We start from the raw sequence: 21,704 nt of genomic DNA, 5'->3' as shown, positions 1-21,704 counted from the left end.
GCTCACGGCTGGAAGTCGCCGCGCTGGGTCAGCAGGTCGCGCACCAGGTACAGCGCGGCCAGGGCCCGGCCTTCGCTGAAGTTGTCGGCCGCGGCCAGACGCGAGATATCGCGCAGGCTGAAGCGCTCGACGCGGATGCTCTCCGGCTCGTCGCCGGGCAGGCGCTCGGCATACAGATCGCGCGCCAGCACCACCTGGATGGACTGGCTCATGTAGCCCGGCGACAGCGACAGGCCGGTGATGTGCTCGAGCTGGCGGGCGCCGAAGCCGGCCTCCTCCTTCAGCTCGCGATTGGCCGCCGCCAGCACGTCCTCGCCCGGCTCGATCAGCCCCTTGGGCAGCGACAGCTCATAGGCATCGATGCCGGCGCAGTACTCCTCGATCAGCAGCACGGTCTCCGCGTCCTCCAGCGCCACCACCATCACTGCACCGTAGCCCAGGCCGCGATTGACCAGCCGCTCGTAGGTGCGCTCGACCCCGTTGCTGAAGCGCAACTGCAGCTCCTCGACGGTGAACAGACGACTCTTGGCGACGATGGCGCGGGCTAGAACATCGGGTTTCTGGCGCATATGCTGGGCTCCTTGGCGTGGCCCACACGTTATCATAACCGCCCCTTTTTTCGACTCCCGGCAGCGTTGTCGAGACACCCTGCGACACACCCACTGCCGCCCAGCCCGAGCCGCCCGCCACCATGCCCACGCCGCCCTGGAACCAGATCGACACCGTCCTGCTCGACATGGACGGCACCCTGCTCGACCTGCACTTCGACAACCACTTCTGGCTGCACCATCTGCCGCAGCGCTACGCCGACAAGCACGGCATCCAGCTCGACGCCGCGCTGGCCGAGCTGCTGCCGCTGTTCCAACAGCATGCCGGTCAGTTGAACTGGTACTGCCTGGACTTCTGGAGCCGCGAACTGGACCTGCCGGTACGGGCACTGAAGGAGGAGATCGCCCACCTGATCGCCTTGCGCCCGGACGCCGACCAGTTCCTCGCCGCCCTGCGCGCCGCCGGCAAGCGTGTGGCGCTGATCACCAATGCCCACCGCGATTCGCTGTCGCTGAAACTGGAAAGGGTCGAGCTGGCACCGTTCTTCGATCGCCTGATCAGCTCGCACGACTACGGCTTCCCCAAGGAAGACCAGCAGTTTTGGTTCGCCCTGCAGCAGGACTTCGGCTTCGACCCGGCGCGCAGCCTGTTCATCGACGACAGCCTGCCGATCCTGCGCAGCGCCCGCCAATACGGCATCGCCCACCTGCTCGGCATCCGCCAGCCGGACAGCCGCGGCGAATGCAAGGACACCGAGGAATTCGCCGCCGTCGACAGCTACCGGCGTCTGTGCGAAGGGCTTCGCAGCGAACTTCCTCAGACGAAACCAGAGCGATAAGACCGGGGCGGTTCCAGCAAAGTTCCGGGAAAATAGCCACAACATGCAGAATTTCGCAAAACGCTGCCAACCGTCGGGAAACGCCTTGCCAAAGCCCTCGCACCTGCTCAGGATCGGCGCCGTCATCCCCACTGAGCGATAGCGCCAATGAAATACTCCCCGCTTATCCTGTTGTCCCTCACCCTGGCCGGCGGCAGCGCCTGGGCGGCCGACGGCGATCTCCCTGCCGGCGTCGGTGGTGCGCTCGGCGGGGTACTCGGCTCGGTGGTTGGCCAGACCGTCGGCGGCAGCACCGGAGCCACCATCGGCGCCGGCCTCGGTGGCGCAGCCGGCGGCGCGGTCGGCGCCAAGCGCGGCAACAAGACCGAAGCGGCCATCGGCGGCGGTCTCGGCGCGGCCGGCGGCAATGCGGTCGGAAAAACCCTCGGCGGCACCACCGGTGGCCTGATCGGCGCCGCCGTGGGCGGAGGTGCCGGCGGCGCGCTGGGCAACAACATGGGCGACGCCAGCGACGCGGAGCGGCGCCGCGACAGCTACTACGACGGTTACCGCAACGGCCACCGACACAAGCATAAGCGCAAGCACAGACATCGCCATCATGACCGCTGGGATGACTGAAGCTTCCTGAAGCCGTCCGCCAGAAAGAGGGGACTGCCGCGCAAGCGAAAAGGTTCCCAAATTTGCACAAAAAGCTGGCAAAAAGCGCGACCATTCACCGATCGTCGCGCGAGGACTTGCCAAATCGCGGCGATCTGCGCAGCATCGTCGCCGTCATCCTTATCCGAGTGATTGCTCCGATGAAATACTCTCCCCTGATCCTGTTGTCCCTGACTCTGGCCGGCGGCACTGCTTGGGCGGCCGACGGCGATGGCCGTGCTGCCGTGGGCGGTGCACTTGGCGGGGTATTGGGATCGGTGGTCGGCAAGACCGTTGGCGGCACCACCGGCGCGACCATCGGCGCCGGCCTCGGCGGCGCAGCGGGCGGCGCGGTCGGCGCCAAGCGCGGCAACAAAACCGAAGCGGCCATCGGCGGCGGCCTCGGTGCGGCCGGCGGCAGTGCGGTCGGCAATGCCGTCGGCGGCACCACCGGCGGTCTGATCGGTGCCGCCGTGGGCGGCGCCGGCGGCGGCGCGCTGGGCAACAACATGGGCGATGCCAGCGAGGACGACCGACGCGGCGGCAGCTACCGCGACGGCTACCGCGAAGGTCGCCGCTCCGGCTATCGCCGCGACTACGACGACGGATACCGCAACCACGGCCGCGGCTTCTGCCCTCCGGGCCAAGCCAAGAAGGGCAACTGCTGAGCCCCGCTCAGCAGACCAGCAACGGGCGCCTCAGGGCGCCCGTTCGCGTTTCCCCCCACGCAAAAGTACAGCAGCGCCTGGCTCGCCGACTGGAAAAGCACGCCACGCTTGGGGACACTAGGGCACTCCTCCCTGCCGAGCGCCCTTGCCCATGAGCGAACCAACCCCCACCCCCTCGCCCTTCGCCGACGCGCCGCTGTCCGCCGTCGAGGTCCGCGCCCTCGGCTGCCTGATCGAGAAGCAGGCCACCACGCCGGAAAGCTACCCGCTGACCCTCAACGCCCTGCAGCTGGCCTGCAACCAGAAGACCAGCCGCGAGCCGCTGATGAACCTGCAACCCGGCGAGATCGGCCAGGCCCTGCGCAGCCTGGAGCATCGTGGCCTGGCCAGGCTGGTGATGGGCAGCCGCGCCGACCGCTGGGAGCAGCGCGCCGACAAGCAGCTGGAGCTGGTACATGCCCAGCTGATCCTGCTCGCCCTGCTCATGCTGCGCGGCCCGCAGACCCTCGGCGAGCTGCTCGCCCGCAGCACCCGCCTGCACGCCTTCGACGACACTGAGGAAATCCGCCACCACCTCGAACGCCTGATGGCTCGCGAGCTGGTCATTCAGCTGCCGCGCCAGAGCGGCCAGCGCGAGGAGCGTTACGCCCAGCAGCTGGGCGATCCGGCCGAGCAGGAGGCCCTGCTCGCCGCCCGCACCCAGGAAACCGCCGCCGCCAGCGGTGCCGCGACCGCCCAAGAGGATCGCATCGCCGCCCTCGAGGCGCGTATCACCGAGCTGGAGGCGCGCCTCGCCCGCCTGGAAACCGGCAGCGACTGAGGTGCAACGGGAGAAAATCGCTGTGCGCGTTTTCTGCCCTACGAAACTGCGACTACGGCTACCGCGGCCATGGTCGCCATCATCACGACGACCAACAGGCGCACCGCCCCGCACTCCATGCCCGGGCCGCGTATCCAGCACCGAACGGGCGCCTTGGTGGCGCCCGTTTCGTTGGCGCAGCGGGCACGGCGAGGCAAATGTGTCCGCAGAGGAAACACTCTATTGACTGCCGATCATCGCCTGGGCGGTTGTCAAAACAGGGGCGGCTGCTCAGGATCTGCACCGCCTTATTCCTGCCAAGAGCCAACCCCGCAATGAAACGCACCAGCCTCCTCCTGTTGACCCTGAGCCTGACCAGCAGCTTCGCCTGGGCGGCTACCGGCGCCCCTGGCAACGCTCCCGACAGCAGCGACTCCGCCATGACCACAACAGCAGGCAACCACTTCGCCGGCAACAAGGTCGGCGGCCGCGCCGCAGCCGTCCGCCATACCGCGGCCAACGAGCAGGACGACACTCGCACCATCCGCCGCAACCAGGCCGGCAAGTTCCGCTACCTGCATCAGGTGCGCCACAGCCACTGAGTCGCCGGGCGATCGTGCAACCCCCTCGCCTGCGCCCAGCCGCTCAATGGGCGCGGCAGCGGCCGATGGCTGCCAGGGTAGCGCCGGAAGCTGAAACGAAAAAACCGCCCGAAGGCGGTTTTTTCACACCGGATCGCGATTGCTTACAGCTGCGGACCGGCGCTGCGGATGGCGTCGGACACTTCGAACTTCTTGAAGTTGTCGACGAACAGCGCGGCCAGGGCGCGGGCGGCCTGGTCGTACTGGCTCTTGTCGGCCCAGGTGTTGCGCGGGTTGAGCAGCTCGGTGTCGACACCGGCGACGGCCTTCGGCACGTCCAGGTTGATGATCGGCAGGTGCTCGGTCTCGGCACCGACCAGCGCGCCGCTCTGGATCGCCGCGATCACCGCACGGGTGGTCGGGATGTTGAAGCGCTTGCCAACGCCGTAGCCGCCGCCGGTCCAGCCGGTGTTGACCAGGTAGACCTTGGAGCCGAAGGCCTTGATGCGCTTGATCAGCAGCTCGGCGTACTCGCCGGCCGGACGCGGGAAGAACGGCGCGCCGAAGCAGGTGGAGAAGGTCGACTTGATGCCGCTGCCCGAACCCATCTCGGTGGAACCGACCAGCGCGGTGTAGCCGGACAGGAAGTGGTAGGCCGCCTGCTCGTTGTTGAGGATCGACACCGGCGGCAGCACGCCAGTCAGGTCGCAGGTCAGGAAGATCACCGCATTCGGCTCGCCGCCGAGGTTCTTCTCCGAGCGCTTCTCGACCAGCTCCAGCGGGTAGGCCGCACGGCTGTTCTGGGTCAGGCTGGCGTCGGCGTAGTCGGGCAGACGCGAACGCTCGTCGAGCACCACGTTCTCCAGCACGGCGCCGAACTGGATGGCTTTCCAGATCACCGGCTCGTTCTTCTCGGACAGGTCGATGCACTTGGCATAGCAACCGCCCTCGATGTTGAACACCACGCCCTCGCCCCAGCCGTGCTCGTCGTCGCCGATCAGGTAGCGGCTCGGGTCGGCGGACAGGGTGGTCTTGCCGGTGCCGGACAGGCCGAAGAACAGGGTGACGTCGCCTTCTTCGCCGATGTTGGCGGCGCAGTGCATCGGCAGCACATCTTTTTCCGGCAGCAGGAAGTTCTGCACGGAGAACATGGCCTTCTTCATCTCGCCGGCGTAGCGCATGCCGGCGATCAGCACCTTCTTCTCGGCGAAGTTGAGGATCACGCAACCGTCGGAGTTGGTGCCATCACGCTCCGGCTCGCAGACGAAGGTCGGCACGTTGAGGATGCGCCACTCGCCCTTGCCGGCCGGGTTGAAGGTTTCCGGGTTGATGAACAGGCAGCGGCCGAACAGGTTGTGCCAGGCGGTCTCGGTGCTCATCTTCACTGGCAGGTAGTGCTCCTCGGCGGAGCCGACATGCACGTGGGAGACGAAGTGGCTGCGCTCGCCCAGATAGGCCTCGACGCGGTCCCACAGGGCAGCGAACTTGTCTTCCGGGAACGGACGGTTGATCTTGCCCCAAGCGATCTTGGCCTGGGTGCTCGATTCCTCGACGATGTAGCGGTCCATCGGCGAACGACCGGTACGGTGACCCGTGCGCACGACCAGCGAACCATTGGCAGCGAGCTCACCCTCGCCACGCTGGATGGCCTGCTCGATCAGTTCGGCAACGCTGATATCGGTGTACACGGCAGTATTGGCTTGCGTCATGTGGTCCCCGTCGGCCTGAGGCCGAGTCCTCCAATCGTTTTGTAGCGGTTCTTATAGGCGCGCTACAGCGAGAAAAATTGCGCGCGATTATGCCAGAAAAGTTGCGTTCTGGGTGAAAAACACTCAATGCCCACTCAGTGCTTGGTGGGCGACGGCGCGTCGCTGCCGCCGCCGGCAAACAGTTGGGCGATGTCGGCCGCATCGAACGGATAGCGCTGGTTGCAGAACTGGCAATCGATATGCACCGCCCCACCCTGCTCCTCGACCAGCTGCAGGGCCTCGACCTCACCCAGGCTGACCAGGGCGTTGGCCGAACGCTCGCGCGAGCAGCTGCAGCCGAAGCGCAGCGGCTCGGCGTCGAACACGCGCACCACTTCCTGATGATACAGGCGATACAACAGCGTCTCGTTGTCCAGGCCGAGCAGCTCCTCGGCGGTCAGGGTGTCGGCCAGGGTCACCAGGTGCTCCCAGCTGGCCGCACGCTCCTCGGCATCGGTCAGGCGGTCGGCCGGCAGCTGCTGCAGCAGCAGACCGCGGGCGCGACGACCGTCGGCATTCAGCCAGAAGCGCGAGGGCAGCTGCTGGGACAGGGCGAAATAGTCGGATAGGCAAGCGGACAGCGTCTCGCTATCCAGGCTGACGATGCCCTGGTAGCGCTGGCCGACCTTGGGATCGACGGTCATCGCCAGCACGCCCTCGGGCATCAGCTCGCGCAAGGTGCTCGCGGAGCCCAGCGCCTCGGCATCGTAGCGGGCGATGCCGCGGATCTCGCGCTCGCTGGAGCACTCGACCATCAGCAGCGGCACCGGGCCGGAGGAGCGCGCCTGCAGCACCAGCAGGCCATCGTACTTGAGGATGTCGCTGAGCAGGGTGACCGCCGCGAGCATCTCGCCAAGCAGCTGGGCCACCGGCTCGGGATAGGCGTGCTTGGCCAGCACCTCGGCGTAGCTTTGATCGAGTTCGACCAGTTCGCCGCGCACATCGGTGTCTTCGAACAGGAAGCGTTGGGAAAAATCGGACATGCCAGACCCGCGGGTTTTCTTTATAAAGGCTGATTTTAGGCGCAAACGCCGGGCGCGACCAAGGGGCGTCCGTCTATCGCCGGCAAGGGCAGAATCTATCGGGCAACGCGGCTCACTGCCCGTCGCGGAACTGGTGGATCTGCCGGCGCTGCTTCTTGGTCGGCCGGCCGTCGCTCTGCACGCCCAGCGCACCGGCCTTGCGCAGCGCCGCGGCCGCTTCGCGGCGGGCGATGCTGTCGGCGGTTTCCTCGTAGAGCTGCTGCGCCTCGGGCGCGCCGCGGCGGACCATGGACAGCACGCGGACGATCACCGTGCGCTCGTCGAAACCGCTGCGAATCAGCAGCTCGTCGCCCACCCTGGGCTCCTTCGACGGCTTGCAGCGCTCGCCGCGGCAGTGCACCTTGCCGCCCTCGATGGCCGCCTTGGCCAGCGCGCGGGTCTTGAAGAAGCGCGCCGCCCACAGCCACTTGTCCAGGCGCGCCTTGTCGTCTCTTTCGCTCATGCTCTCTCTCGTGTCACGGCCAGCCGACTCCGCCAGCGTCTACCCTGTCACAGAACATGACAGGTCCGCCGGGCGTTGCCCATAATGGCACGTCCAGGACCCGCCCCGACCTCGTCGCGGCCGAACAACGAGGAAGTTTGTGCATGTCGGAGGCCCGCAAGCGCCTGCAGCAGACACGGCCGCCGCAACGCGCCGGCAAGCGCGCAGGCCTGCCGGCCGGATGGCACTGGCTGGCAGCGCTCCTCCTGCTCGCCGGGCTGCCGCTGGCGGCAGTGGCCCAGGCCGTCGCGCTGACCGACTCGGAGCGCGCCTATCTGCAGGTCCACCCGGCGGTTCCGCTGTGCGTCGACCCTGACTGGTGGCCGTTCGAGGTCATCGACCCCGCCGGGCGGCATGCCGGCATCAGCGCCGACCTCATCGCCCTGGTGACCCAGCGCACCGGCGTCAACCTCCAACTGCAGCCCAAACGCAACTGGGAGGAAAGCCTGGCGGCGTCGCGGAGCGGCGACTGCCTGGCGCTGAGCTTCCTCAACAGCACACCCGAACGCGAGCAGTGGCTGATTTTCACCGAGCCGCTGCTGGTCGACCCGAACGTGATCATCACCCGCGAGGAGCATCCGTTCGTTTCCGACATCGGCGCGCTGCAAGGCAAGAGCATTGCCCTGCCGCGCGGCACCGCCATGGCCGAGCGCATCGCCCGCGACTTCCCCAACCTGCGCATCGTGCCGACCGACTCGGAACGCGAAGCCCTGGCGCTGGTGTCGGAGCGCAAGGCCGACCTGACCCTGCGCTCGCTGATCGTCGTCGCCGCCACCATCAAGCACGAAGGCTGGTTCAACCTGAAGATTTCCGGGCAGATCCCTGGCTACGACAACCAGTTGCGCATGGGCGTGCTCAAGTCGGAGACCACGCTGCGCGCCATCCTCGACAGGGGCATCGCCACCCTCACCCCCCTCGAGCGCCGGCAGATCGTCGACCGCCATGTGAACCTGACGGTGGTGACCGACGTGGTCACCGACTACACCCTGGCCATCTGGCTGGGTATCGTGCTCGCCGCCATCCTGGCGACCAGCCTGGTCTGGATGGCCCGGCTCAGGAAGCTCAACCGCCAGCTGCGCTCAATGGCCGAGACGGACCTGCTCACCGGGCTGCCCAACCGCCATGCCATCGATTCGTCATTCGCCCTGGATATCCTCCGTGCCCAGCGCTACTGCCGGCCGCTGTCGGTGATCCTGCTGGACATCGATTTCTTCAAGTCGGTCAATGACGACCTCGGCCATCTGATGGGCGACAAGGTGCTGGTGGAGTTCGCCCGCCTGCTCAGGGACGGACTGCGCAACGTCGACAGCGTGTGCCGCTGGGGCGGCGAGGAGTTTCTGGTGATCTGCCACGAGACCACCCTCGAGCAGGCCGCCACACTGGCCGAACGCACCCTGCAGCGGGTACGCGAGCATGGCTTTCCCTGCCGGCGGCCGCTCACGGCGAGCGCCGGCGTGGCCACGGTCATGCCGGGCGATACCGTGGTGGCGCTGGTACAACGCGCCGACGATGCGCTGTACGATGCCAAGCACAGCGGCCGCGACCGCGTCGCCCTGAACCTGGCCGCCCAGGCCGATGTCAGATGAGCAGCAGCGCCCCGTCATCGCGGACGGCGGCCATGCTGCGCAGCCAGACCGGAGTTGAGCCCCGTGAAGACTTTCGACCATCTGGCCGTGATCGGCCTGCGCGAATGGATCGCCCTGCCCGACCTGGGCCTGGCCGGCCTGCGCGCCAAGATCGACACCGGCGCCAGCACCTCGACCCTGCACGCCAGCGACATTGAGCCCTTCGAGCGCGACGGCCAGCCCTGGGTGCGCTTCACCGCCCACCTGGGCAGCCTGGTGCAGCGCCGCCACTGCCACCGCGAAGCGCCGCTGGTGTCGATGAAGACCATCCGCAGCTCCACCGGCCATACCCAGCACCGCTACGTAATTTGCACCAATATGGTGCTCGGCGACCGCCACTGGCCGGTAGAATTCACCCTGACCTGCCGCAAGACCATGCGCTATCGCGCCCTGCTCGGCGCCAAGGCGCTGGTCGAGGGCCAGCTGGTGGTCAATCCCGCGCTCACTTATGTCCAGGGCAAGCCGCTGTTGGCGGCGCCCGCTACCTCCTCAGGTGTCCGATGAAAATCGCTGTACTGTCGCGCAACCCGCGCCTGTATTCCACCCGCCGCCTGGTCGAAGCCGGCCAGCAGCGCGGGCATGAAATGCTGGTGATCGACACCTTGCGTGCCTACATGAACATCGCCAGCCACAAGCCGCAGATCCACTACCGCGGCCAGTCGCTGGAAGGCTTCGACGCGGTGATCCCGCGCATCGGCGCCTCGGTGACCTTCTACGGCTGCGCGGTGCTGCGCCAGTTCGAGATGATGGGCGTGTTCCCGCTCAACGAGTCGGTGGCGATCAGCCGCTCGCGCGACAAGCTGCGCTCGCTGCAGCTGCTGTCGCGCAAGGGCATCGGTCTGCCGGTGACCGGCTTCGCCCACTCGCCGGACGATATTCCCGACCTGATCCGCATGGTCAGCGGCGCGCCGCTGGTGATCAAGGTGCTGGAAGGCACCCAGGGCATCGGCGTGGTGCTGTGCGAGACGGAGAAGGCCGCCGAGTCGGTGATCGAGGCGTTCATGGGTCTCAAGCAGAACATCATGGTCCAGGAGTACATCCGCGAGGCCGGTGGCGCCGACATCCGCTGCTTCGTGGTCGGCAACAAGGTGATCGCGGCGATGAAGCGCCAGGCCAAGCCCGGCGAGTTCCGCTCCAACCTGCACCGCGGCGGCTCGGCCAGCCTGATCAAGATCACTCCCGAGGAGCGCATGACCGCGATCCGCGCCGCCAAGGTCATGGGCCTGGGAGTGGCCGGGGTCGACATCCTGCGCTCCAACCACGGTCCGCTGGTGATGGAGGTCAACTCTTCGCCGGGCCTGGAAGGCATCGAGACCACCACCGGTCAGGACGTCGCGGCGATGATCATCCAGCACATCGAGGAGCACGCCCGGCCCAACCAGACTCGCACCAAGGGCAAGGGGTAAGCCGGAAAAGGCAACGCATGCGTTGCCCCGGCGAACGCCCGGCCAGGGATGGCCGGGCCGGGGTCTCGCGCCCACACGGTGTCCCGACAGGGACGTCATCACCGACGCAGACTTGATCCCTCGCGGGTTACGCCACTGCGCGGCTAACCCGCCCTACGCAGCATCCCTGGGCAACAGCAACCCCAGCGGCAGACACACCCGCGCCTCCACGCCGCCGCCGGAGCGGTTGCGCAGCTCGACGCTGCCGCCGTGCTGGGCGGCGATGCGCTTGACGATGGCCAGGCCGAGGCCGGTGCCCTGGGTACTGCGCGCGCGGTCGCCGCGGATGAACGGATTGAAGATAGTCTCCAGCTCGGCCGGATCGATGCCCGGGCCGCGATCCAGCACGCTAAGCACCACGTAGGGTGCCGCCGCACCGCCGGACAGACTGGAGCACACTTCCACGCCGCTGCCGCCGTGGCGCAGGGCATTGCCCATCAGATTGGCCAGCAGGCGCTTGATCGACACCCGGCGCAGCGGCATGGCCGGCAGCGGCTCCAGGCACAGGCGCACGCGCTCCTCGCTCTGGTTGAGCGGCGCGGCCACCTCGCGGATCAGCTCGTTGAGGTCCAGCTCCTCCAGCGGCTCGTCGCGGCCGTCGCGGATGAAGGCGAGGAACTGGTCGAGGATGGCGTCCATGTCCTCGATGTCGCGGACCATGTCCTCGGTCAGCTCGTTGTCGGCGGGCAGCAGCTCCAGCGACAGGCGCAGGCGGGTCAGCGGCGTGCGCAGGTCGTGGGACACCCCGGCGAGCATCAGCTCGCGCTCGCGGGCGGCCTGCTCGACGTCGGCGGACATCTGGTTGAAGGCCCGGTACAGCTCGGTCATCTCGCTGGGCGTGTCGCCCACCGGCAGACGCACGCTGCGCCCGCGGCCGATCTGGCGGGCGGCGAACACCAGGCGCTTGAGCGGCAGGCTGAGCTGGCGCACCAGCAGCCAGGCCGCGGCGGTGGACAGCAGGCCGATGGCGAGGAACCAGCCGAGCACGCTCCAGATGCGCTGGCCCTTGAGCGGATAGGGATACAGCGGCACCTCGACCCAGTCCGGGCCGAGCGCCGGCGCCAGCACCCACAGCTTGGGCGAGCGCTGCGCGCGCATGCGCAGTTCGGTCGCGTCGCCCAGTTCCAGACGCAGCTGTTCCTCGAGCACCTCGGTGTAGGGCCAGTGGTACTCGCCCTGCGGCACCTCGTCCTGCTTGAGCTGGCGCAGGCCGGCCGCTGCGGCGATGGCCCCGCGCGACGATTCGTCGGCCGCCCAGTAGGCACGCACGGTCAGCGCGGTGCCGTGGCTGTACTGGCGGTCGACCAGCATGTCCTGATTCATCAGCAGGTAGACCAGGGTCAGCGCCTTGGAGAACAGCACGACGATCAGCACCAGCCAGAGGATGCGGGCGAACACGCTCTGCGGAAACCAGAGGGGGGTTCTCACTTGCGCGCGCTACCGTCCGGCACGAACACGTAGCCGACGCCCCATACGGTCTGGATGTAGCGCGGCTTGGACGGGTCGGGCTCGATCAGCCGGCGCAGGCGCGAGATCTGCACGTCGATGGAGCGCTCCAGGGCGTCCCACTCGCGGCCGCGCGCCAGGCTCATCAGCTTGTCGCGGGTCAGCGGCTCGCGAGCGTGCTGCACCAGCGCCTTGAGCACGGCGAACTCGCCGGTGGTGAGCATGTGCACCTCGCCGCCGCGGCTCAGCTCGCGGGTGCCGAGGTTGAGCTCGTAGTCGCCGAAGGTCACCGTCTCCTCCTCGCTGCCCGGCGCGCCGGGCACCAGCGGCGCCTGGCGACGCAGCACGGCGCGGATGCGCGCCAGCAGCTCGCGCGGGTTGAACGGCTTGGCCAGGTAGTCGTCGGCGCCCTGCTCGAGGCCCTGAATGCGGCTGGACTCGTCGCCCTTGGCGGTGAGCATGATGATCGGCATGGCGTTGCCCTGCTCGCGCAGGCGGTGGCAGGCGCTCAGGCCATCCTCGCCCGGCAGCATCAGGTCGAGCACCACCAGGTTGAACAGCTCGCGCGAAAGCAGGCGGTCCATCTGCTCGACGTTCTCCACCGTCTTGACGCGGTAGCCCTGCTCGTCGAGGAAGCGCTCGAGCAGACGGCGCAGACGCACGTCGTCGTCGACGATGAGGATTTTTTCGCCTTCCGGCTGGCTGCTGGCGGTGCTGTTCATCGGGAGTCCTCGAAAATATCGGCCGATTATGGCGCAGGCGCGGCAGCGCCACGTACAGCCATTGTTAGCAGATTTTTCCCCCGCCCCGCCCTGCGCCTCGCCAGAATCGGGCCGCTGGGTATAATCCGGCCCTTTGCGGCCACCCGGCCCTCTTCCCCCGCTTGCAGCAGGAAGCCTTATGGACAGCATCAACGCCCGCATCGCCGAGGAACTCGGCGTCCGCCCGCAACAGGTCGCCGCCGCCGTGGCGCTGCTCGACGAAGGCTCGACCGTGCCCTTCATCGCCCGCTACCGCAAGGAAGTCACCGGCAGCCTCGACGACACCCAGCTGCGCACCCTCGAAGAGCGCCTGCGCTACCTGCGCGAGCTGGACGAGCGCCGCGTCTCGATCCTCGCCAGCATCGAGGAGCAGGGCAAGTTGACCCCGGAGCTGGCCCGCGAGATCAAGCTGGCCGACACCAAGACGCGCCTGGAAGACCTCTACCTGCCCTACAAGCAGAAGCGCCGCACCAAGGGCCAGATCGCCCTGGAAGCCGGCCTTGGCGAGCTGGCCGACGCGCTGTTCGCCGACCCGGCGCTGGACCCGGAGAGCGAAGCGGCGCGCTTCGTCGACGAAGGCAAGGGCTTCGCCGACGTCAAGGCGGTGCTCGACGGCGCCAAGTACATCCTCATGGAGCGTTTCGCCGAGGACGCCGACCTGCTGGCCCGCCTGCGCGGCTTCCTCAAGGACAACGCCACCCTCAGCGCGCGCCTGGTCGCCGGCAAGGAGCAGGAAGGCGCCAAGTTCAGCGACTACTTCGAACACGACGAACCGCTCAAGGGCGTGCCGTCGCACCGCGCGCTGGCGATCTTCCGCGGCCGCAACGAGGGCATCCTCAGCGCCAGCCTCAAGGTCGGCGAGGAACTGCCGGGCACCATGCACCCCTGCGAAGGGATGATCGCCGAGCGCTTCGGCCTCGAGCAGCGCGGCCGCGCCGCCGACAGGTGGCTGGCCGAAGTGGTGCGCTGGACCTGGAAGGTCAAGCTGTACACCCACCTGGAAACCGACCTGCTCGGCGAGCTGCGCGAGGCCGCCGAGAGCGAGGCGATCAACGTGTTCGCCCGCAACCTGCACGACCTGCTGCTCTCCGCACCGGCCGGCCCGCGCTGCACCCTGGGCCTCGACCCGGGCCTGCGCACCGGCTGCAAGGTCGCCGTGGTGGATGCCACCGGCAAGCTCTTGGACACCGCCACCGTCTACCCGCACGCGCCGCGCAACGACTGGGACGGCACCCTCGCCGTGCTGGCCCGCCTGTGCGCCAAGCACCAGGTCGAGCTGATCGCCATCGGCAACGGCACCGCCAGCCGCGAGAGCGACAAGCTGGCCGCCGACCTGATCAAGCAGATGCCCGGCCTCAAGCTGACCAAGGTGATGGTCTCCGAGGCCGGCGCCTCCGTTTATTCCGCTTCTGAGCTGGCGGCCCGCGAATTTCCCGATCTGGACGTGTCGATCCGCGGCGCGGTGTCCATCGCCCGCCGCCTGCAGGACCCGCTGGCCGAGCTGGTGAAGATCGAGCCCAAGGCCATCGGCGTCGGCCAGTACCAGCACGACGTCTCCCAGCTCAAGTTGGCCCGTTCGCTGGACGCGGTGGTCGAGGACTGCGTGAACGCCGTCGGCGTGGATGTGAACACCGCCTCCGCCGCCCTGCTGGCGCGCATCTCCGGCCTCAACGCGACCCTGGCGCAGAACATCGTGCAGTTCCGCGACGCCAACGGCGCCTTCGCCTCGCGCGCCGCGCTGAAGAAGGTGCCGCGCCTGGGCGACAAGACCTTCGAGCTGGCCGCCGGCTTCCTGCGCGTGATGAACGGCGACAACCCGCTGGACGCCTCGGCGGTGCACCCGGAGACCTACCCGCTGGTCAAGCGCATCGCCGCCGACACCGGCCGCGACATCCGCTCGCTGATCGGCGACTCGGGCTTCCTCAAGCGCCTCGATCCGGCCAAGTTCACCGACGAGACCTTCGGTCTGCCCACCGTCAGCGACATCCTCAAGGAACTCGACAAGCCCGGCCGCGACCCGCGCCCGGAGTTCAAGACCGCCGAGTTCCAGGAAGGCGTCGAGAGCCTCAAGGACCTGGTGCCGGGCATGATGCTGGAAGGCGTGGTGACCAACGTCACCAACTTCGGCGCCTTCGTCGACATCGGCGTGCACCAGGACGGCCTGGTGCACATCAGCGCGCTGTCCGAGAAGTTCGTCAAGGATCCCTACGAGGTGGTCAAGGCCGGCGACATCGTCAAGGTCAAGGTCATGGAAGTGGACATCCCGCGCAACCGCGTCGGCCTGTCCATGCGCATGGGCGACACCCCGGGCGAGAAGGTCGACAGCCCGCGCAGTGGCGGCAAGCCGCGTGGCAACGCGCCGCGCAGCGAGCGCCACTCCAGCCAGGACAAGCCGGCGCCGAGCAACCCGGGGATGGCCGCGCTGTTCGCCAACGCCAAGCAGATCAAGAAGCGCTGAGATGACCGACGTCCGCGAAGTGACCACCAGCGCCTACAGCCACCTGCTCGGCTGCGAACCCATGCGCATCGACGGCGGCGAGGCCGAGGTGCGCCTGGTTCTCAAGCCCGAGCTGCGCAACCGCGCCGGCAAGCTGCACGGCGGGGCGATCTTCAGCCTGGTCGACATCGCCATGGGCCTGGCCTGCTCCAGCGCCCACGGCTTCGACCGCCACAGCGTCACCGTGGAGTGCAAGATCAACTACATGCGCGCCATCGACGAGGGCGATGTGCTCTGCCTGGCCAAGGTGATCCACCACGGCAGCCGCACCCTGGTGATGGAAGCCGAGGTGCGCCAGGGCGATGCGCTGGTGGCGCGTGCCCAGGGCACCTTCATGCTGGTCTGAGCGGCCGGAAGAGCGCCGGCAGCCGTAGGCTAGCCACGCAGGGTGGACAACTCGCGCCAGCGATTGTCCACCGCCGGTGGCACGCCGCATCGGTAGAAGTTCGCTGCGCGAGTCTTCTACCCTACGACTACACCGGCAGCGCGACACGCTCCTGCCCCTTGAGACTGCCGTCCGTCGCCCCCATAGTGCATACACAATGCCAACAGGAATCCGACTTTTGAGCGATCTACTTTCCCGCCGCCTGGCCCTGCTCGACAGTGCCGAACAGCGCGACCTGCTGCGCCACTGCCGCCACGGCCTGGAGAAGGAAAGCCTGCGCGTCGACCCCGCCGGCCAGCTGGCGCTGACCCCGCACCCGCAGGCGCTGGGCTCGGCGCTGACCCACGCGCAGATCACCACCGACTATTCCGAGGCGTTGCTGGAGTTCATCACCGCCGCCGAGGAAGACCCGGCGCGCACCCTCGACGAACTCGACGCCATCCATCGCTTCGCCTACGCCCAACTGGGCGAGGAGAAGCTGTGGACCCACTCGATGCCGTGCAAGCTGCCCGCCGAGGCCGAGATCCCGATCGCCGAATACGGCGCGAGCCATATCGGCCAGATCAAGCACGTCTACCGCAAGGGCCTGGCGGTGCGCTACGGCAAGGCCATGCAGTGCATCGCCGGCATCCACTACAACTTCTCGCTGCCCGAGGCCCTGTGGCCGCTGCTGCAGCAGGCGGAAGGCGATACCAGCCCGGCGCAGGACTACCAGTCGGAGCGCTACGTCGCCCTGATCCGCAATTTCCGCCGCTACAGCTGGCTGCTGATGTACCTGTTCGGCGCCTCGCCAGCGGTGTGCGCCAGCTTCCTCAAGGATCGCGAGCACCACCTGGAAACCCTCGGCGAGGGCACCCTGTACCTGCCCTGGGCGACCAGCCTGCGGATGAGCGACCTCGGCTACCAGAACAACGCCCAGGCCAGCCTGCGCCCCTGCTACAACGACCTGGACAGCTACCTCGGTAGCCTGCGCCAGGCAGTGTCGACGCCCTACCCGCCCTATGAGGCCATCGGCCTGCACGACCAGGCCGGCGAATGGCAGCAGCTCAACACCAACGTGCTGCAGATCGAAAACGAGTACTACTCGAGCATCCGCCCCAAGCGCGTGGCCAATCCCGGCGAGCGGCCGATCCAGGCCCTCGGCGCGCGCGGCGTGCAGTACGTGGAAGTGCGCTGCCTGGACATCGATCCGTTCCTGCCGCTGGGCATCGACCTGCTGACCGCGCGCTTCCTCGACGCCTTCCTGCTGTTCTGCGCCCTGGAAGACAGCCCGACGATGCCGGGCGACGAGTGCCGCGAATGCACCAGTAACTTCGCCCTCACCGTCAAGGAAGGCCGCCGCCCGGGCCTGCAGCTCAGCCGCCACGGCCAGCCACGCGAACTCAAGGCCTGGGGCCTGGAGCTGCTCGAGCGCCTGGCGCCCTGCGCCGCCCTGCTCGACGCCACCCACGGCGACAACCTGCACCAGCAGGCGCTGAACGCCCAGCGCGCCAAGCTGGAGGATGCCAGCCTGACGCCCTCGGCGCGGGTGCTGCGCAGCCTGCGCGAGGACCATCTCAGCTTCTTCGCCTTCGCCCAGCGCCAGTCCGAACGTCACGCCGCCTGGTTCCGCGCCCGACCGCTGGACGCAGCGGACAACGCCGCCTTCGAACAGTCCGTCCGCGACTCGCTGGCCACCCAGGCCGAACTGGAAGCTAGCGAGCAAGGCAGCTTCGAGGAGTTCGTCGAAAGCTACATGGCGGCGATCGAGCCGGCCTGAGCGCGCCGGCTCTCGTAGGGTGGAAAACTCGCGCAGCGATTTTCCACCTCGGCCGACACGGTGGACAAGGCGGCGCCGTTGTTCACCCTACCCCGCTCCACAGACGACAAAGCCCATGCCAAGGCATGGGCTTTGTCGTTTCCGCACGCCTTACAGCGCCTTCTCGAACACCTTCGACTGGCGCTGGAAGTTGTACAGCGAGGCGCGCGCCGCCGGCAGGCGTTCGACGCTGCTGGCCTTGAAGCCGCGCTCCTGAAACCAGTGCGCGGTGCGGGTGGTGAGCACGAACAGGGTCTTCAGGCCCTGGGCGCGGGCGCGCTGCTCGATGCGCTCGAGCAGGTCGTCGCCACGGCCGCCCTGGCGGTACTCGGGGTGCACGGCCAGGCAGGCCAGTTCGCCCCAGTCGGAGTCCGGCACCGGGTACAGCGCGGCGCAGGCGATGATCAGCCCCTCGCGCTCGACGATGCTGAACTGGCCGATCTCGCGCTCGAGCACCTCGCGCGAACGGCGCACCAGGATGCCCTGCTCCTCCAGCGGGCGGATCAGGTCGAGCAGGCCGCCGACATCGTTGATGTCCGCCTCGCGCACCTGCTCGAACTGCTCCTGGGCCACCAGGGTGCCGGCGCCCTCGCGGGTGAACAGCTCGTTGAGCAGTGCGCCGTCCTGGCCGTAGCTGACGATGTGGCTGCGCCGCACGCCGCCGCGGCAGGCCTGGGCCGCCGCATCCAGCAGCTCGCCCTGGTAGTCGCTGCCCAGGCGCGCCAGATGCGCCGGCACCTGCTGCGGGCGCAGCTCGCGCACCAGCTGGCCGGCCTCGTCGAGCACGCCGGCGCCGGCGCCGAAGAGGATCAGCTTGTCGGCCTGCAGCTCGATGGCCGCGCTCTGCGCCACGTCCTCGCAGGCCAGGTTGAAGATCTCGCCGGTCGGCGAGTAGCCCAGCGACGACAGCAGCACGATGCGCCGCTCGTCGAGCAGGCGCTCGATGCCCTGGCGGTCGATGCGCCGCACCTCGCCGGTGTGCTGGTAGTCGATGCCGTCGACCACGCCGATCGGCCGCGCGGTGACCAGGTTGCCGCCGACCACGCGCAGGCGCGCGCCCTGCATCGGCGAGGAAGCCATGTCCATCGACAGGCGCGCCTCTATCCCCAGACGCAGGCCGCCGACCGCCTCGACCACGCACTCCAGGGTCGGCCCGTCGGTGACCCGCAGGCCGCGGTGGTAGCGCGGTTGCAGGCCGCGGGCGGCCAGGCGCGCCTCGATCTGCGGACGCGAGCCGTGGACCAGCACCAGGCGCACGCCGAGGCTGTGCAGCAGCACCAGGTCGTGGACGATGTTGCCGAAGTTGGCATGCTCGACACCCTCGCCCGGCAGCATGACCACGAAGGTGCGGTCGCGGTGGGCGTTGATGTAGGGCGAGGCGTGGCGGAGCCAGTTAACGTAGTCGTGCATGAAGAACCTGCCTGTAGGTACTGAGGGCGCCCATGCTCCGGCGCGGGCGCCCGGCCGGGACGCTACGCGCCCCGGCCATGGAATAGCGGACGCCGAGCGTCCCGGGCGATGCTCCCACGCCGGAGCGTGGGAGCGATCAGAGCCGCCACTCAGGCGGGGTTGAGGCAATAATGCCCGATCAGCTGGCGCAGCAGCTCGACGCACGGCGCGATGCGCGCCAGATCGAGGTACTCGTCCGGCTGGTGGGCGCAGGCGATGTCGCCGGGGCCGAGGACGATGGTCTCGCAGCCGAGCTGCTGCAGATAGGGCGCCTCGGTACCGAAGGCCACCGCCTCGGCGGCCGTACCGGTGAGGCGCTCGGCCAGGCGCACCAGCTCGCTGTCGGCGGCCTGCTCGAACGGCGGCACGCCGGGGAACAGCGGGCCGTAGTCGATGCGCACGCCGCGCTGCTCGGCCAGCGGCTGCAGCTTGCCGCGGATCGCCGCGCGCAGCTGCTCGGGGTCCATGCCCGGCAGCGGACGCAGGTCGAACTCCAGGGCGCACTGGCCGCAGATGCGGTTGGGATTGTCGCCGCCGTGGATGCAGCCGAGGTTCAGCGTCGGCTGCGGCACGTTGAACAGCGGGTTGGCGAACTCGCGCTGCCACTGGCCGCGCAGCGCCAGCAGCTCACCGATCGCCGCGTGCATGGCCTCCAGGGCGCTGCGCCCCAGATTCGGGTCGGAGGAGTGGCCGCTCTGCCCATGGATGTCGATGCGCTCCATCATCACGCCCTTGTGCAGGCGGATCGGCTTGAGACCGGTCGGCTCGCCGATCACCGCGGCGCGGCCCAGCGGACGGCCGGCGGCGGCCAGGGCGCGGGCACCGCTCATCGAGCTTTCCTCGTCGCAGGTGGCGAGGATCAGCAGCGGCCGGCGGAACGGCCGCTCGAGCAGCGGCTTGACCGCCTCGATGATCAGCGGGAAGAAGCCCTTCATGTCGCAGCTGCCCAGGCCGTACCAGCGGTCGTCGGCCTCGCGCAGGGCCAGCGGATCGCTTTGCCACAGCGCGGCGTCGAACGGCACCGTATCGCTGTGCCCGGCCAGCACCAGCCCGCCGGGGCCGCTGCCGTAGGTCGCCAGCAGGTTGGCCTTGCCGGGGGCGATGTCCTGGATCTCGCAGGCGAAGCCAAGATCGCTCAGCCAGCCGGCCAGGCGCTCGATCAGCGGACGATTGGGCAGGTCCAGGGCGGCCTGGGTACAACTCACCGACGGCAGGGCGATCAGCTCGGCGAACTGCTGCTTGAGACTGGGAAGGGGCATGACGGGCACTCGGGAAAGCGTGCCTTGCATGATAGGCCGGGAAGCCCCCTGTTGATAACAGCTGCAAAGCGTTCCTGGCACCCCGCCAGGCCGGAGGCCGGTTTCCCGGCCGGCAATCGCCTGCGACAAGTGGCCCCCTGGCCTCCTGGCAGATGGCCAGACGAGTCCTGTGGCCTTCTGGCATAATCGCGCCCCCAACCAAACCGTAAGAAAAACTTCATGTTCGATCTCTTCAGCGGACTGGATGCCTGGGTCGTGGTCAGCCTGCTCCTCGCCCTGCTCTTCGTCCTCAGCTTCGAGTTCATCAACGGTTTCCATGACACCGCCAACGCGGTGGCCACGGTGATCTATACCAATGCCATGCCGCCGCACCTGGCGGTGATCTTCTCCGGCATCTTCAACTTCCTCGGCGTGTTGCTCGGCGGTGTCGGCGTGGCCTACGCCATCGTCCACCTGCTGCCGGTGGAGCTGCTGATCAACGTCGACACCGGCCGCGGCCTGGTGATGGTGTTCGCCCTGCTCACCGCCGCCATCACCTGGAACCTTGGCACCTGGTATTTCGGCATCCCGGCGTCCAGCTCGCACACCCTGATCGGCTCGATCCTCGGCGTCGGCCTGGCCAACGCCCTGCTCACCGGCATCCCGCTGGGCGAAGGGGTCAACTGGAAGAAGGCCATCGACATCGGCATGTCGCTGATCGTCTCGCCGCTGGCCGGCTTCAGCATCGCCGCCCTGCTGCTGCTGGCGCTGCGCAAGCGCTTCCCGATCAACAAGATGCACGACACCCCGCACATCCGCTCGGAGCACAAGGGCAAGAAGCATCCGCCCTTCTGGAACCGTCTGGTGCTGATCATTTCCGCCATGGCCATGAGCTTCGTGCACGGTTCCAACGACGGCCAGAAGGGTATCGGCCTGATCATGCTGGTGCTGATCGGCATCGTGCCGGCCAAGTTCGTCCTCGACCAGGGCAGCACCACCTACCAGATCGAGCGGACCCGCGATGCGGCGATCCACCTGCAGCAGTTCTACGAGCGCAACCATGCGCCGCTGCAGGGCTACCTGGCCCTCGGCAAGAACCACGGCACCGAGCTGCCCAAGCATTTCCGCTGCGATCCCCAGCTCACCGAGCCGACCATCGCCGCCCTGCTGGGCAACCTGGAAGGCATCACCAACTATCAGGACATGGAAGCCGAGAAGCGCATCCAGGTACGCCGCTACCTGCTGTGCCTGGACGACACCGCGAAGAAGGTCGGCAAGCTCGACGGCCTGTCCGCGGGCGAGAAGGCCGACCTGGAAAAACTGCGCAAGGACCTCACCGCCACCACCGAGTACGCGCCGTTCTGGGTGATCCTGGCGGTCGCCCTGGCCCTCGGCCTCGGCACCATGATCGGCTGGAAGCGCGTGGTGCGCACCGTCGGCGAGAAGATCGGCAAGCAGGGCATGACCTACGCCCAGGGCATGTGCGCCCAGGTCACCGCCGTGTTCGCCATCGGCATGGCCAACATCTACAGCCTGCCGGTATCGACCACCCATATCCTCTCCTCCGGCGTGGCTGGCACCATGGTCGCCAACCGCAGCGGCCTGCAGAGTGGTACCGTGCGCACCATCCTGACCGCCTGGGTGCTCACCCTGCCGCTCTCGATGGCGCTGGCTGCCGGCTTCTTCTGGCTGGGCACCAAGCTGTTCGTCTGAGCGA

Annotated in this window: 20 protein-coding genes; 12 read left to right on the top strand and 8 right to left on the bottom strand. The window is 68.1% G+C overall.

Features of this window, described 5'->3' with window-relative positions; all coding sequences use genetic code 11:
• Window positions 1-2: 2 nt before the first annotated feature.
• On the bottom strand, window positions 3-569 hold the full coding sequence (gene nudE, locus KRX52_RS11760) for an ADP compounds hydrolase NudE (protein WP_217681915.1): 567 nt from the start codon (window positions 567-569) through the stop codon (window positions 3-5).
• A 122-nt stretch (window positions 570-691) separates the two neighbouring features.
• On the opposite strand from nudE, the gene yrfG reads away from it, so the two are divergent.
• The 5 genes from yrfG to KRX52_RS11735 all read left to right on the top strand — a co-directional run bounded on the left by yrfG (window position 692) and on the right by KRX52_RS11735 (window position 4,092).
• A complete protein-coding gene (yrfG, locus tag KRX52_RS11755; protein WP_217681914.1) occupies window positions 692-1,387 on the top strand; it encodes a GMP/IMP nucleotidase in 696 nt (231 codons plus the stop codon).
• A gap of 147 nt (window positions 1,388-1,534) precedes the next feature.
• A complete protein-coding gene (locus tag KRX52_RS11750; protein ID WP_217681913.1) occupies window positions 1,535-2,005 on the top strand; it encodes a hypothetical protein in 471 nt (156 codons plus the stop codon).
• A gap of 179 nt (window positions 2,006-2,184) precedes the next feature.
• Complete coding sequence (locus KRX52_RS11745) at window positions 2,185-2,691, top strand: glycine zipper domain-containing protein (RefSeq protein ID WP_217681912.1); 507 nt, start codon at window positions 2,185-2,187, stop codon at window positions 2,689-2,691.
• Window positions 2,692-2,842: 151 nt separating this feature from the next.
• Entirely contained in the window at window positions 2,843-3,511 is a 669-nt protein-coding gene (locus KRX52_RS11740) for a YceH family protein (protein ID WP_217681911.1), read from the top strand.
• Between the two features lie 314 nt (window positions 3,512-3,825).
• Window positions 3,826-4,092, top strand: coding sequence for a hypothetical protein (locus KRX52_RS11735; protein ID WP_217681910.1), 267 nt, complete (start codon window positions 3,826-3,828; stop codon window positions 4,090-4,092).
• Window positions 4,093-4,235: 143 nt separating this feature from the next.
• On the opposite strand, the gene KRX52_RS11730 is transcribed toward KRX52_RS11735, so the two are convergent.
• The 3 genes from KRX52_RS11730 to KRX52_RS11720 form a co-directional block, all read right to left on the bottom strand.
• Window positions 4,236-5,780, bottom strand: coding sequence for a phosphoenolpyruvate carboxykinase (locus KRX52_RS11730; RefSeq protein ID WP_217681909.1), 1,545 nt, complete (start codon window positions 5,778-5,780; stop codon window positions 4,236-4,238).
• A gap of 134 nt (window positions 5,781-5,914) precedes the next feature.
• The gene (hslO, locus tag KRX52_RS11725) at window positions 5,915-6,802 is read right to left on the bottom strand and encodes an Hsp33 family molecular chaperone HslO (RefSeq protein ID WP_217681908.1); all 888 of its coding nucleotides are present in this window, start codon (window positions 6,800-6,802) and stop codon (window positions 5,915-5,917) included.
• 112 nt (window positions 6,803-6,914) lie between these two features.
• Window positions 6,915-7,304 (bottom strand): RNA-binding S4 domain-containing protein, encoded by a 390-nt coding sequence (locus KRX52_RS11720; RefSeq protein WP_217681907.1) that lies wholly within the window; start codon window positions 7,302-7,304, stop codon window positions 6,915-6,917.
• Between the two features lie 143 nt (window positions 7,305-7,447).
• On the opposite strand from KRX52_RS11720, the gene KRX52_RS11715 reads away from it, so the two are divergent.
• The 3 genes from KRX52_RS11715 (at window position 7,448) to rimK (ending at window position 10,374) form a co-directional block, all read left to right on the top strand.
• Window positions 7,448-8,929 carry a diguanylate cyclase gene (locus tag KRX52_RS11715; protein ID WP_217681906.1) on the top strand — a complete coding sequence of 494 codons (1,482 nt, stop codon included), beginning with the start codon at window positions 7,448-7,450 and terminating at the stop codon, window positions 8,927-8,929.
• Window positions 8,930-8,992: 63 nt separating this feature from the next.
• Window positions 8,993-9,472: a retropepsin-like aspartic endopeptidase RimB gene (gene rimB, locus KRX52_RS11710; RefSeq protein ID WP_217681905.1), complete on the top strand. Its 480-nt coding sequence runs from the start codon at window positions 8,993-8,995 to the stop codon at window positions 9,470-9,472.
• Window positions 9,469-10,374, top strand: a complete 906-nt coding sequence (gene rimK, locus KRX52_RS11705) for a 30S ribosomal protein S6--L-glutamate ligase (protein ID WP_217681904.1) — start codon at window positions 9,469-9,471, stop codon at window positions 10,372-10,374. The genes rimB and rimK overlap by 4 nt, the downstream gene beginning before the upstream one ends.
• 153 nt (window positions 10,375-10,527) lie before the next feature.
• Here the strand turns inward: rimK and KRX52_RS11700 are convergent, their stop codons facing one another.
• Window positions 10,528-11,841, bottom strand: coding sequence for an ATP-binding protein (locus KRX52_RS11700; RefSeq protein ID WP_217681903.1), 1,314 nt, complete (start codon window positions 11,839-11,841; stop codon window positions 10,528-10,530).
• A complete protein-coding gene (gene ompR, locus KRX52_RS11695) occupies window positions 11,838-12,581 on the bottom strand; it encodes an osmolarity response regulator transcription factor OmpR (RefSeq protein ID WP_217681902.1) in 744 nt (247 codons plus the stop codon). The genes KRX52_RS11700 and ompR overlap by 4 nt, the downstream gene beginning before the upstream one ends.
• Window positions 12,582-12,759: 178 nt before the next feature.
• On the opposite strand from ompR, the gene KRX52_RS11690 reads away from it, so the two are divergent.
• From KRX52_RS11690 to gshA, 3 genes are all read left to right on the top strand, one after another.
• Complete coding sequence (locus KRX52_RS11690) at window positions 12,760-15,078, top strand: Tex family protein (protein ID WP_217681901.1); 2,319 nt, start codon at window positions 12,760-12,762, stop codon at window positions 15,076-15,078.
• Between the two features lies 1 nt (window position 15,079).
• Window positions 15,080-15,463, top strand: a complete 384-nt coding sequence (locus KRX52_RS11685) for a PaaI family thioesterase (protein WP_217681900.1) — start codon at window positions 15,080-15,082, stop codon at window positions 15,461-15,463.
• Between the two features lie 217 nt (window positions 15,464-15,680).
• Window positions 15,681-17,261, top strand: coding sequence for a glutamate--cysteine ligase (gene gshA / locus KRX52_RS11680; RefSeq protein ID WP_217681899.1), 1,581 nt, complete (start codon window positions 15,681-15,683; stop codon window positions 17,259-17,261).
• 150 nt (window positions 17,262-17,411) lie between these two features.
• Here the strand turns inward: gshA and argA are convergent, their stop codons facing one another.
• Both argA and argE read right to left on the bottom strand, forming a co-directional pair.
• The gene (gene argA / locus KRX52_RS11675) at window positions 17,412-18,710 is read right to left on the bottom strand and encodes an amino-acid N-acetyltransferase (protein ID WP_217681898.1); all 1,299 of its coding nucleotides are present in this window, start codon (window positions 18,708-18,710) and stop codon (window positions 17,412-17,414) included.
• A gap of 149 nt (window positions 18,711-18,859) precedes the next feature.
• Window positions 18,860-20,008: an acetylornithine deacetylase gene (gene argE, locus KRX52_RS11670; RefSeq protein ID WP_217681897.1), complete on the bottom strand. Its 1,149-nt coding sequence runs from the start codon at window positions 20,006-20,008 to the stop codon at window positions 18,860-18,862.
• Window positions 20,009-20,227: 219 nt separating this feature from the next.
• Between argE and KRX52_RS11665 the strand changes: the two genes are divergently transcribed.
• Complete coding sequence (locus KRX52_RS11665) at window positions 20,228-21,700, top strand: inorganic phosphate transporter (RefSeq protein ID WP_217681896.1); 1,473 nt, start codon at window positions 20,228-20,230, stop codon at window positions 21,698-21,700.
• Window positions 21,701-21,704 lie beyond the last annotated feature (4 nt).

The sequence above is a fragment of the Geopseudomonas aromaticivorans genome, from assembly GCF_019097855.1.
Classification (GTDB): domain Bacteria; phylum Pseudomonadota; class Gammaproteobacteria; order Pseudomonadales; family Pseudomonadaceae; genus Geopseudomonas; species Geopseudomonas aromaticivorans.
The sequence above is the reverse complement of the archived record's forward strand: the minus strand, read 5'-3'. Positions and strand labels throughout refer to the sequence as shown.